This window comes from Jiangella muralis, assembly GCF_001270745.1.
GTDB lineage: Bacteria > Actinomycetota > Actinomycetes > Jiangellales > Jiangellaceae > Jiangella > Jiangella muralis.
This window is the reverse complement of the sequence record NZ_KQ434757.1, coordinates 244,074-255,937: the sequence shown is the minus strand read 5'-3', so window position 1 is coordinate 255,937 and position 11,864 is coordinate 244,074. Positions and strand designations below refer to the sequence as shown.

General features: G+C 71.9%; 11 protein-coding genes. 7 read left to right on the top strand and 4 right to left on the bottom strand.

Annotated elements, in window-relative coordinates; genetic code table 11:
• Positions 1-50 precede the first annotated feature (50 nt).
• Together ptsP and ACW62_RS14645 are read left to right on the top strand one after the other, a co-directional pair.
• Positions 51-1,709, top strand: coding sequence for a phosphoenolpyruvate--protein phosphotransferase (gene ptsP, locus ACW62_RS14650; RefSeq protein ID WP_205629358.1), 1,659 nt, complete (start codon positions 51-53; stop codon positions 1,707-1,709).
• 130 nt (positions 1,710-1,839) lie between these two features.
• Positions 1,840-2,220: a RidA family protein gene (locus ACW62_RS14645; RefSeq protein WP_053204837.1), complete on the top strand. Its 381-nt coding sequence runs from the start codon at positions 1,840-1,842 to the stop codon at positions 2,218-2,220.
• A gap of 37 nt (positions 2,221-2,257) precedes the next feature.
• Here the strand turns inward: ACW62_RS14645 and ACW62_RS14640 are convergent, their stop codons facing one another.
• From ACW62_RS14640 to ACW62_RS14625, 4 genes are all read right to left on the bottom strand, one after another.
• Entirely contained in the window at positions 2,258-3,430 is a 1,173-nt protein-coding gene (locus ACW62_RS14640; RefSeq protein WP_053204836.1) for an ROK family transcriptional regulator, read from the bottom strand.
• Positions 3,427-4,254 carry a carbohydrate ABC transporter permease gene (locus tag ACW62_RS14635; RefSeq protein WP_053204922.1) on the bottom strand — a complete coding sequence of 276 codons (828 nt, stop codon included), beginning with the start codon at positions 4,252-4,254 and terminating at the stop codon, positions 3,427-3,429. The genes ACW62_RS14640 and ACW62_RS14635 overlap by 4 nt, the downstream gene beginning before the upstream one ends.
• Before the next feature lie 98 nt (positions 4,255-4,352).
• Positions 4,353-5,294: a carbohydrate ABC transporter permease gene (locus ACW62_RS14630; protein ID WP_205629356.1), complete on the bottom strand. Its 942-nt coding sequence runs from the start codon at positions 5,292-5,294 to the stop codon at positions 4,353-4,355.
• Between the two features lie 5 nt (positions 5,295-5,299).
• Positions 5,300-6,700, bottom strand: coding sequence for an ABC transporter substrate-binding protein (locus tag ACW62_RS14625; protein WP_053204834.1), 1,401 nt, complete (start codon positions 6,698-6,700; stop codon positions 5,300-5,302).
• Between the two features lie 128 nt (positions 6,701-6,828).
• Between ACW62_RS14625 and ACW62_RS14620 the strand changes: the two genes are divergently transcribed.
• The 5 genes from ACW62_RS14620 to ACW62_RS14600 all read left to right on the top strand — a co-directional run bounded on the left by ACW62_RS14620 (position 6,829) and on the right by ACW62_RS14600 (position 11,860).
• Positions 6,829-7,878: a zinc-dependent alcohol dehydrogenase gene (locus ACW62_RS14620; RefSeq protein WP_053204833.1), complete on the top strand. Its 1,050-nt coding sequence runs from the start codon at positions 6,829-6,831 to the stop codon at positions 7,876-7,878.
• A 73-nt stretch (positions 7,879-7,951) separates the two neighbouring features.
• Positions 7,952-8,713: an SDR family NAD(P)-dependent oxidoreductase gene (locus tag ACW62_RS14615; protein ID WP_053204921.1), complete on the top strand. Its 762-nt coding sequence runs from the start codon at positions 7,952-7,954 to the stop codon at positions 8,711-8,713.
• 107 nt (positions 8,714-8,820) lie between these two features.
• Positions 8,821-10,095: an ABC transporter substrate-binding protein gene (locus ACW62_RS14610; RefSeq protein ID WP_169792058.1), complete on the top strand. Its 1,275-nt coding sequence runs from the start codon at positions 8,821-8,823 to the stop codon at positions 10,093-10,095.
• Positions 10,092-11,030 (top strand): carbohydrate ABC transporter permease, encoded by a 939-nt coding sequence (locus ACW62_RS14605; protein ID WP_053204831.1) that lies wholly within the window; start codon positions 10,092-10,094, stop codon positions 11,028-11,030. The genes ACW62_RS14610 and ACW62_RS14605 overlap by 4 nt, the downstream gene beginning before the upstream one ends.
• Entirely contained in the window at positions 11,027-11,860 is an 834-nt protein-coding gene (locus tag ACW62_RS14600; protein WP_053204830.1) for a carbohydrate ABC transporter permease, read from the top strand. The genes ACW62_RS14605 and ACW62_RS14600 overlap by 4 nt, the downstream gene beginning before the upstream one ends.
• Positions 11,861-11,864 lie beyond the last annotated feature (4 nt).

The window sequence follows — 11,864 nt, the reverse complement described above, 5'->3', positions numbered from 1 at the left end:
CGCGGGCCGGGAAGTGCCGATGATCGTGTGAGGACACGCAAGGAGGAGTGGTGGCAGTGATCAGCGGTGTGGGTGTCAGTTCCGGACGCGCGGTGGGTCCGGTGGTCCGGATGCCGGATCCGGTGGATGAGCCGCCGGCCGGCGCGACCTTGCCTGACGGCGCCGACGTCGCGGCCGAGGGTGCCCGCATCGCCGCGGCCGCGGAGCAGGTCCGCGCCGACCTCGAGCGGCGGGCGGCGGCGGCACACGGCGACGGCGTCGCGGTGCTGGAGGCGACGGCGCTGATGGCGGCCGACCCCGCGCTGGTCACGGCAGCGCAGAAGAAGCTGTCCGACGGTACGACGGCGGCCCGCTCGGTGTGGGACGCGGCGGCCGAGGTGCAGGCGATGCTGGAGTCGCTGGGCGGGTACATGGCCGAGCGGGCCCGCGACGTCGCCGACGTCCGCGACCGCATCGTCGCCGTGCTCGACGGCCGCCCGGCGCCGGGCGTGCCCGAGCGGGCCGAGCCGTTCGTCCTGGTGGCGCACGATCTCGCCCCGGCCGACACCGCGACGCTGGACCCGGCGACCTGCCTGGCGCTGGTGACCGAGGGCGGCGGGCCGACGTCGCACACGGCGATCCTGGCCCGGGCGCTCGGCCTGCCCGCCGTCGTCGCGGCGCCCGGCATCCTGGACGTCGCCGAGGACACCGTCGTGCTGGTCGACGGCGGCGCCGGGACGGTCCAGCCGGACCCGCCGGCCGACATCGTCGCGCAGGTCCGGGCCGCGGCCGCCCGGGTGCTGACGTTCGACGGCGTCGGCCGCACGTCCGACGGCCACCGCGTCCAGCTGCTGGCCAACGTCGGCGACCCGAAGGGCGCCGCGGCCGCCGCGGAGGCCGGCGCCGAGGGCGTCGGGCTGTTCCGCACCGAGTTCTGCTTCCTCGACCGCGCCGAGGAGCCGACCGTCGACGAGCAGGTCGCGCAGTACACGGCCGTGCTGGCGCCGTTCGCCGGCAAGAAGGTGGTGGTCCGGACCCTCGACGCGGGCGCGGACAAGCCGCTGCCGTTCCTGACCGACGCGTCCGAGGCGAACCCGGCGCTGGGCGTGCGCGGCTACCGCACCGCGTGGCGGCACCCGGAGGTGCTCGACCACCAGCTGGAGGCGATCGCCCGGGCGGGCGAGGCGTCCGGCGCCGAGGTGTGGGTGATGGCGCCGATGATCTCCACGCCCGCCGAGGCCGCCGACTTCGTCGCCCGGGCCGCCACGTTCGGCCTGGCCACCGCCGGGGTGATGGTCGAGGTGCCGGCCCTCGCGCTGACGCCCGACCACCTGATGGCGAAGGTCGGCTTCGCCAGCCTCGGCACCAACGACCTCACCCAGTACACGATGGCGGCCGACCGCCTGCTCGGCGAGCTGGCCGAGCTGAGCGACGGGTGGCAGCCGGCGGTGTTGCGGCTGGTGCACCTGACGGCGGAGGCGGGCCGGCAGGCGGACCGTCCGGTCGGCGTCTGCGGCGAGGCCGCGGCCGACCCCGCGCTCGCCGTCGTGCTGGCCGGCCTCGGCGTGACCAGCCTGTCGATGACGGCGCGGGCCATCCCCGAGGTCGCGGCGACGCTGCTCTCCGTCACGCGGGCCGAGTGCGTGCGGCTGGCCGAACTGGCGCTGGCCGCGCCGGACGCCAAGGCCGCCCGCGCCGCCGTCCACGCGGAGCTCCCACCCCTCACCTGACTGAACGCGTGCGTCGCCGGGCTGCGGATGCGCGACCTCGATGGCGACGTCGAATTCATCCGACTGAGGCCCATCCTTACCGCCCGTGGGGGCTGGACAGCGCCGGAGGGGGCGCAGTACCTTGCGTCGCGTGCGCGAAGCGATCGCTATCTCGGAGGCCCCGGCCTCGCCGCTCTTCAGTCAGGCGATCAAGGCGGGCCAGCACATCTTCGTGTCGGGGTTGGTAGGCGTCGATGTAGCGACCGGCGAGCCCGCCGGTCCGACGATTCAGGAGCAGACGCGACAGGCGATTGCCAACTGTGAGGCGGTGCTTCGCTCAGAGGGCGCCACCCTTGATGACGTCGTAGAGGTCGGAATCCTGTTGAGCGATCCGGCGGACTTCCCGGGCATGAACGAGGAGTACGCCAACTGGTTCTCGGACCCGCCCCCGGCGCGCTACGCCGCGAAGCTCGGAGCCGAGATTCCTGGGATCCTCGTCTCGATCCGCATGACGGCGGTCACCGGCTCCTGATCGCTGAGGCAGCGATGATCCCGGCGGGACGACGGGGTCAGGTGGCGCCGAGGCGGGCGTCGACGGCGGCGGCGGAGAACACGTGGTCGACGACCATGATGCGGGCGCCCTCGACGGCGGCGCGGTCCTGCAGGGCCGACGCCGTGATGGTGAGGTCGCGGGTGGCCAGCGGCACCGTCCGCTCGTACAGCGACTCGCGCACGCCGATGAGGAAGTGCTCGTGCGTCAGCGCCATCGACCCGCCGATCACCAGCACGCCCGGGTTGAGCAGCGCCACCGCCGTCGCCAGCACCTCGCCGACCAGCTGGCCGGCGGTGCGCACCAGCGCGATGGCGTCGGCGTTGCCGGCCCGCACCAGGCGGGCGACGTCGGTGGCGGTCTCGGCCGCGATGCCGCGGTCGGTGAGCTGCCGGACCAGCGCGCCGCCGCTGGCGTGCGCGGCGAGGCAGCCGTTGGCGCCGCACGCGCAGACCGCCCCGGCGACGGGGTGCGCGATGCGGATGTGGCCGATGTCGCCGGCGCCGCCCGCGATGCCGCGTTCCGGCCGTCCGCCGATGATCAGCCCGGCGCCGATTCCGGTGCCGACCTTGACGTAGAGCAGGCTCGGCACGTCCGGATGGAACCGTCGCGCCTCGCCCAGCCCCATGAGGTTGGCGTCGTTGTCGATCAGGGTGGGCACCCCGAACCGCGCCTCGAACACCGTCGTCACCGGGTGGTCGTCCCAGCCGGGCATGATCGGCGGCTGCTGCAGCCGTTTCGTCGCGACGTTGACTGGCCCGGGCACGCCGATGCCGATGCCGCACAGGCCGTCGCGGGCCGCCGGCCCGGCCGACGCGAGCAGCGCCGCGAACCCGTCCAGAACCGCCGTCAGCACCGGGTCCGGGCCGTCCTGGATGCGGATGCGGCTGGTGCTCTCGGCCAGGATCGCCCCGGCGGCGTCCTGCAGCGCCAGCCGCGCGTGCGTCGCGCCGAGGTCGGCGGTCAGCACGTACTTGTCGGTGTCGACGAACGACAGCCCCTTCGCCGGCCGCCCGGCCACGCCCGAGTGCTGCGCTGCCGCCTCGCTCAGATAGCCGGCCGCCGTCAGCATGGCCAGCCGCTGGGTCAGCGTCGACCGGGACAGCCCGGTCTGCTCCAGCAACTCGCGGCGGGTGCTCACCTCGCCGGAGCGGACCAGCTGCAGGATCTGCCCCGCCGTCGTCCCCGTCATCCCTTCTCCGCGCCGCTGGTGAGGCCCTCGACGAGCATCCGCTCGGCCAGGAAGAACAACGCGATGATCGGCAGCGTGAGCACCACCGAGCCGGCCATCAGCACCGTCGTCGGCACCTCGATCGACCCGGACAGCCGCGACAGCCCGAGGCTGACCGTCCAGTTGTCGCGCCGCTCGACCAGGAACAGCAGCGCGAACAGGAACTCGTTCCACGCGATCATGAACACGTACAGCCCCGTGGCGATCAGCGACGGCATCGACAGCGGCAGGCTGATGCGCCGGATGACGCCGAAGCGCGTGCACCCGTCGATCAGCGCCGCCTCCTCCAGTGACACCGGGATGGTCGCGAAGTAGTTGCGCAGCATGTAGATCGCCACGGGCACAGTCTGCGCCACGTAGACGATCGCCAGGGCCAGCAGGTTGCCGCGGAGGCTGAGCTGCGAGAACAGCACGAACAGCGGGATCGCCAGCAGGATCGGCGGGAACAGGTAGACGATGAGGAACAGGAAGCCCGACGCGCCGCGGCCGCGGAACGCCAGCCGGCTCACCGCGTAGGCGCCGAGGACCGACGCCACCAGCGTCACCACGACGGTCACGGTGGCCACCAGCGCGCTGTTGCCCATGTACTGCAGGAAGCCCTGGCCGCCGTCGTCGACGGACGTCAGCACCTCGCGGTAGGTGTCGGTGGTGACCTCCGACGGCGACACCCACAGCCGGCCGGGCTCCAGCAGCACCTCGGCGATCGGGCGCACCGACAGCACCAGCATGTAGACGAACGGCACGATCGTGACCAGTGCCAGCCCGACGATCGTGACGACCCGCAGGGTGCCCCAGACCCGTTCCTCGCGGCTGCGGGGACGGCGCCGGCGCGACGGCGGGCGGTCCGGCGCCGTGGGCGGTGCGGTCGTGACGGTGTCCACGCTCACGACGTCTCCCCTCGGGCCGCGGCCGTCCGCAGGTAGACGGCGATGAAGACGACCAGCACGCCGGCCAGCACCAGCGACTGGGCCGCCGCCGCGCCGATGTCGGTGCGGGCGGTCAGGAACTCGTACACCCGGATCGACACCACGTCGGTGCCCGCGCCGCCGCCGGTCAGCAGGTACACGTCGTCGAACTTGTTGAACGTGAAGATGAACCGCAGGATCGTCAGCAGCGCGATGACTGGCATCAGCTGCGGCAGCGTGATGTGGCGGAACCGCTGCCAGATCGACGTCCCGTCCACCATGGCGGCCTCGTCCAGCTCGCCGGGCAGCGCCTGCAGCCGGGCGATGATGAACAGGAACGCGAACGGGAAGTACCGCCACGCCTCGAACGCGATGACCGTCAGCAGCGCCAGCGGCACCGTCACGTCCACCCCGAACAGGCCGACGGTGTAGTCGCGCTGCGACAGGAACGGCACCGGCTCGTCCCAGCCCAGGAACCGGGTGCCCCAGGCGTTGACGATGCCGAACTGCGGGTTCAGCGCCACCGACCACACGAACGTCACGGCGACGACGGGCGCGACGTACGGCAGCAGCATCGCCGCCCGCAGCATGCCGCGGCCGCGGAACGGCTTGCGCAGCGCCAGCGCGGCGATCAGCCCGATGGCGATCGAGCCGAGCGTCGCGCCGACGGTGTACACGACCGTCGTCCACAGCGACGACCAGAACCCGGCCGAGCCGAACACCGTCGCGAAGTTGTCCAGGCTGTACTCGCCGAAGAACCCGGCGTCGCGCAGGTTGATCAGCCGGACGTCCTGGAACGCCAGCGAGATCGTCCAGATCACCGGCAGCACCACGACGACGACCACGATGAGCAGCGTCGGCGAGAGCAGCCGGAACGCCAGCCGGGATTCCTGGCGGGCGAGTGTGTCGGTGCGGGGCACCGTCGTCACTCCAGGCTCTGCTGGATCTCGGCGACGGCGTCCTGCGCCTGCTGGGCGGCCTCCTCACCGGTGCCGCTGCCGCTGACCAGCTCGTTCAGCGCGGCCGCGACGGGCAGCTCGCCGAGCGTGGCGCCGACCAGCTGGCCCTGGCCCTGCTCGAACCCCCACCGCTGGATGGTCTCCGGACTGGTGCGCACGGTCTCCAGCGTCTCGGCGTCGTAGAAGTCGCCGAGCGGCGCCAGCGTGTCGACGCCGGCGTCCAGGCCCTCCCACGCCGTGACGTACTCCTCCGGGTCGTCGGCCGTGCCCTGACGGGTCGGGATGCGGCCCTCCGGCGCGACGGCGAGCCAGTCGACGTAGCCATCGGACATGACGTACCGGACGAACTCCGACGCCGGGTCGGTGGCGGAGTCCGCGGTCAGCACCCACGACGTGATCTCGCCGTACGACGCCGGCTCGTCGCCGCTGGGCCCCTGGACCGCCGTGACGACGCCGCTGTTCTGCGCCAGGAACGTGGGGTCGGCCCGGCACTCGGGGCAGGTCGGCAGCGCGTCGTTGCGCAGCCCGGCCAGCTCGTCGAGGATGAACGACGACCACACGACCATCGCGGCCTGGCCGGCGAAGTAGGTGGCCCGGGTGGTGTCGACGTCCTGGTTGCCGGCCACCGAGTAGTCGCGGACGAGGTTCGCGTAGAAGTCGAACGTCTCGGCGCACTCCGGCGAGTCCAGCGTGACGGTGCCCTCGTCGTCGACCAGCTCGCAGCCGTTGCCCAGCGCGAAGTACTCGAAGCTCTGCTGGGTGAACGCGTCGCCGGGGATGGTCGGCGCGGCGATGCCGGCGACCGCGTCGCCGTCCAGCATCTCGGCGGCGGTCGTGATGGCGTCGAACGTCGTCGGCGGCTCCAGCCCGGCTGCGTCGAACAGGTCCTTGCGGTAGACCATGAGCTGCGGCCAGCCGTCGCTGGGCACCGCCAGCTGGACGTCGCCGTCGCGGGTCAGCTCGAGTGCGGCCTGCGCGAAGGTGTCTTCGCCGAGGTCGTCGACGATGCTCGCCGGCGTCTCGGTGTCCAGCAGCTCGTTGACGGCCATCGACTGCACGCCGGCCAGCGACGTCGCGCCGATGACGTCGGGCAGGTCGCCGGCCGCCGCTGACGACGTGACGAGCTGGTCGAAGTCGTTCTCGGCCACCGACACCAGCTCGACGTCGACGCCGGAGGACTGGCTGAAGGCGTCGGTGATCGCCTCGATGGCGGTGACGCGGTCGGCGATGTCCTCGACCACCCACACGGTGATGCTGTCGGCAGCCTGCGACCCGCCGCTGCTGTCGTCGCCACCGCCGCAGGCGGCGAGCGCGATGGACCCGGCCAGGACGGCGGCGGCCCCGCGGCCGATGCTGGTTGCTCTCATGCGAACCTCTCATCGTCGAGAGTGGAAAGTTCTTGGGTGACAGCCTCTGGGTTACGGTCATGAAACACCTAATAATGTCCGATGGCAAGACATAATCTGTACGCTTGCTGGACTAAATTGGAGAGCCCATGCCGCTGGTCGTGCAGTTCACCGGACCCGGTCAGGTCGGCGTGGCCGAGGAGGCGGCATCGCCGCTGGGTGCGGGGCAGGTTCGCATCGCCACCTGGTACTCCGGCATCTCCGCCGGCACCGAGCTGACCGCCTACCGCGGCTCCAACCCGTACCTGACGAAGACGTGGGACGCGGCGGCGCGGCTGTTCACCGACGGCGCGCCGGCGTTCACCTACCCCGTCTCCGGCTGGGGCTACCAGGAGGTCGGGCAGGTCACCGAGGTCGCGCCGGACGTCGCGACGCCGCGGGTCGGCGACGTCGTCTACGGCATCTGGGGCCACCGCGCCGAGACGGTCGTGCCGGCCGTCATCGCCGCGCGACGGCTGCTCCCGGCCGGCGTCGACCCGGTGCACGGCGTGTTCGCACGGGTCGGCGCCATCGCGCTGAACGCCGTGCTCGCCGCCGACGTGCACCTCGGCGAGCACGTGGCGATCTTCGGCCAGGGCGTCATCGGGCTGCTGGCCACCCGGCTCGCGGAGCTCAACGGCGGCTCCGTGGTGGCGGTCGACGGGTTGCCGGACCGGGTCGCGCTGGCGTCGCGGTTCGGCGCGGTGCGGGCGGTCCCGGCGGACGTGGCCGGCGGTGCGGCGGTCGCGGTGCGGTCGGTCACCGGTGGGGTCGGCGCCGACACGGCGATCGAGCTGAGTGGCAACTACCGCGCGTTGCACGAGGCGATCCGGTCGGTGCGTCCTGGCGGACGGGTCGTGGCGGCCGGCTTCTATCAGGGTGAGGCGGGTGGGCTGCTACTGGGGGAGGAGTTCCACCACAACCGGGTCGAGATCGTGGCCAGCCAGATCGGCGGCACGCCGCGGGCCCTCGGCGACCGGTGGAACCACGACCGGCTGCTGCAGGTGGTCATGGACCTGGTCGCGTCCGGCCGCCTGGACGTCGCCCCGCTGCTGTCGCACGTCCTGCCGGTGACGGAGGTGGCCGGCGCGTTCGAGCTGCTCGACCACCGTCCGGCCGAGGCGCTTCAGGTGGTGCTCCGGTTCCCCGCCGCCCCATGATCATCAACCTTTTGTGTCGTCAGGGCAGCGCGAAAGGTTGATGATCATGGGAGCTGGCGCGATGCTGCTGCCCATGACTCGACCCGACACCCCGGTGGCCGTCGTGACCGGCGGCGCCCATGGCATCGGCGCAGCCGTCGCCGCACGGCTGGCCCGCGACGGACATGCCGTCGCCGTTCTGGACCTGAATGAATCCGGCGCCGTGGAGACCGCGGCCGCCATCACCGCCGCCGGCGGGCGCGCCATCGGCCTGCGCTGCGACATCGCCGACGAGGCCGCCGTGACGGCCGCGACCGACCAGGTCGTCGCCGAACTCGGAGCGCCCACCGTGCTGGTGAACAACGCCGGCGTCGGCCCGCCCGCCGCCATCACCGAGATGACCGTCGAGCAGTGGGACCAGTTGCTCGGCATCAACCTGCGCGGGCACTTCCTGGTCACCCGCGCCGTCGTCGGGCACCTGGTCGCGGCCGGCTGGGGGCGCATCGTCAACGTCTCCAGCGTCTCCGCGCTCGGCGACGACGGCCGGTCGCACTACTCCAGCGCGAAGGCCGGGTTGCTCGGCTTCACCAAGTCGCTGGCGCTCGAGCTCGGCCGGAACGGGGTCACCGTCAACGCGATCGCGCCCGGGTTCATCGTCAGCGACATGACGGCGGCCACGGCACGGCGGCTGGGCCGCGACGTCGAGGAGCACCAGCGCATCGCCGCCGAGTCCATCCCGGTCGGCCGGGTGGGCCACCCCGAAGACATCGCGCACACCGCGTCGTACCTGGTCAGTCCCGATGCCGGCTTCGTCACCGGGCAGGTGGTCTACGTGTCCGGCGGACCGGCCGTCTGAGTCCGTCATCACCCTGGATCTGCTGCCGCAGATCCACCCATTGACGGGATATGGGATATCTGACTACTGTCTCCGCGAGGCGCGAATCGCGGACACAGGGAGGTGTCATGGGTACGACAGGCGGGCGGTCGGCGGCCGCATGGACGGCACGGGCGGTGGGGGTGCTCGCCGCGGCGGGACTGCTCGCCGCGTGCGGCAGCGGCGGCTCCGACGACGAGGCCAGCGGTGGCGACGGCGGCACGACGACGCTCTCGCTGTGGCACTACTACGGGACGCCGGACACCCCGACGGGGGCGGCGTTGCAGGGCCTGCTCGACCGGTACGAGGACGAGCACGACGGCGTCACCATCGAGGCGCGGCACATCCCGTTCGGCGACTTCACCCGCACGCTGCTGCAGTCCGCGGCCGGCGGCGACCTGCCGGACATCGCGCTGATCAACGGCTTCAGCACGCAGGCGCTGGCCGACGCCGGGGTCATCCAGGACCTCAGCGACCGCGTCGACGAGTGGGGCGAGGCCGACGCCTACTTCGAGACCGGCTGGGAGACCACGCAGGTCGACGGCGCCACCTATGCCGTCCCGCACGTGGCCGACGCGTACGCCGTCTACTACAACGAGACCATGCTGGCCGAGGCCGGCCTCGAGCCCCCGACCACGTGGGCGGAGATGCAGGACCACGCCACCCGGTTGTCCGACGGCGAGCGCTACGGCCTCGCGTTCAGCGGCATCGAGGGTGACGAGGGGGCGACGGCGCTGGTGATCCGGCTGCTCGCGGCCGGCGGCGACCCCGCCGACATCGACACCGAGGCCGGTGCCACGGCGCTCACCCAGTTCGCGGACATGATCGCCGGCGGCGCGGTGTCCGGCGGTGTCCTCACCTGGAACGAGGAGGACGTCAAGAACCAGTTCGCCAACGGCCAGGCCGCGATGATGATCAACTCGGCGACCTACCTGAGCATCCTGGCCGAGGAGAACCCGGAGCTGCGGTGGAACGTCGCGCTGCTGCCGTCCGACGTCCAGGCGTCGACGTTCCTCAGCCAGGAGAACCTCGCCATCAGCACGTCGACGGAGAACGCGGACGCCGCGTGGGACGTCATCGCGTGGATGCAGCAGCCGGACGTGCTGGCCGAGTACCTGCCGGAGCGCAACAAGCTGGCCGCGCGCGACGACGTCGACACCGGCGACGACCCGGTCCGGGCCATCTTCGCCGAGCAACTGCAGCAGGCGTGGGCGCCCGAGGGCGACCTCGCGGCCGCGTCGTCGGAGGTGCTGACCCGCATCCAGGGCGCGCTGCAGGCCGCCGCGGGCGGCGGGGCGAGTGTCCAGGACGCGCTGGCCGACGCGCAGGGCCAGATCGACGAGGCGCTGGCGAACGTCGAGTGACCACCACCGTCGCCCCGCCGGGAACGGCGAGCACCACTCCGGCCCGGGCCCCTCGGCGGGCCCGGCGCTGGGGCGACCACCTGTTCGTCGTCCCCGCGGTCCTCTTCGTCGCGGCGACCGTGCTCTACCCGCTGATCTTCAACATCGACCTCAGCTTCCGTGACGTCGGCGTCGCCCAGATCGTCACGGGCGGGGCCGAATGGGTCGGCTGGGAGAACTACGCCGACCAGCTGGGCCGGGACTCCTTCTGGCACGCGCTGGTGATCTCGCTGCTCTACACCGGGCTCGCCGTGGCCGTCGCGTTCGCGCTCGGCATGGCGCTGGCGGTCTACTTCAACCAGCGCTTCCCGGGCCGCAACCTCATGCGGTCGCTGCTGCTGCTCGCCTGGATCCTGCCGACGGTCGTCAGCGCGAACGTCTGGCGCTGGATGCTCGACGGCAGCTACGGGCTGATCAACACGCTGCTCGGCGCGGTCGGGCTGGTCGACGGCGACGTGTTCTGGCTGGCCCGGCCGGTGCCGGCGCTGTTCGCCGTGGTCATCGCGACGGCGTGGTCGTTCACGCCGTTCATCATGATCCTGCTGCTGGCCGGCCTGCAGGGCATCCCGGACACGTTGTACGAGGCCGCGAAGATCGACGGCGCGGGCGCGTGGCGGCGGTTCACCAGTGTGACGCTGCCGCTGCTGAAGCCGGTCAACCTGACGGCGCTGCTGCTCTGCTTCATCTCCACCTTCAAGACCTTCGACACGGTGTTCCTGATGACCCGCGGCGGTCCGGGCGAGGCGACGATGATCCTGCCGATCTACGCCTACAACGAGGCGTTCGAGTTCTTCCGGTTCGACACCGGCGCCGTCGCGACGACGCTGATGCTGGTGGTGCCGCTCGGCCTGTCGGTCTTCTACTTCCGCTCGCTGCGCCGCGAGGAACTGTCGTGACGGCGGCCCGGCGCAAGCGCGGCTGGCTGAGCGTGGGCGGCGTGCTCATCACCGTCGTCTACCTGCTGCCGGTGTACTGGATGCTGGCGACGTCACTGAAGCAGTCCTCGGACATCTTCTCCACGCCGCCGGACCTGTTCCCGTCGCCGATCAGCCTGACGTCGTACACCGAGACGGTCGTCAACCACGCCGGCATCGGCCGCGGGCTGCTGAACAGCACCGTCATCGCCGTCGGGACGACCGTCGTGTCGCTGGCGGTCGCGGTGCCGGCGGCGTACGCGCTGGCCCGGCTGCGGGTGCGGTTCGTCGCGCTGCTGATGCTGCTGTTCCTGGTCGTGCAGATGATCCCGGCGGTGAACCTCGCGCTGCCGATGTTCGTGATCTTCAGCCGGGCCGACCTGGTGAACTCGTACGTGGGGCTGATCCTGGCGAACTGCTCGCTGGCGATCCCGCTGGCCATCACGATCCTGCGGCCGTACTTCCTGTCGGTGCCGGGCGAGGTGATCGAGGCCGCCAAGATCGACGGCTGCAACACCTGGACGGCGTTCCTGCGGGTCGCGCTGCCGGTCTCGGTGCCGGGGGTGATCACCGTCGCGGTCATCAGCTTCCTCGGCGCCTGGGGCGAGTTCGTGTTCGGGCTGGCGCTGGCGTCGGACGCGGGCATGCAGCCGATCACCGTCGTGCTGGCCGGGCTGACGAACTCGTTCGGGACCCGCTGGAACGACCTGATGGCCGTCTCCGTCGTGGTCGCGCTGCCGATCATCGTCGTCTTCGTCTTCCTGCAGCGCTACATCGTCGGCGGCCTCACCGCCGGTGCCACCAAGAGCTAGTACT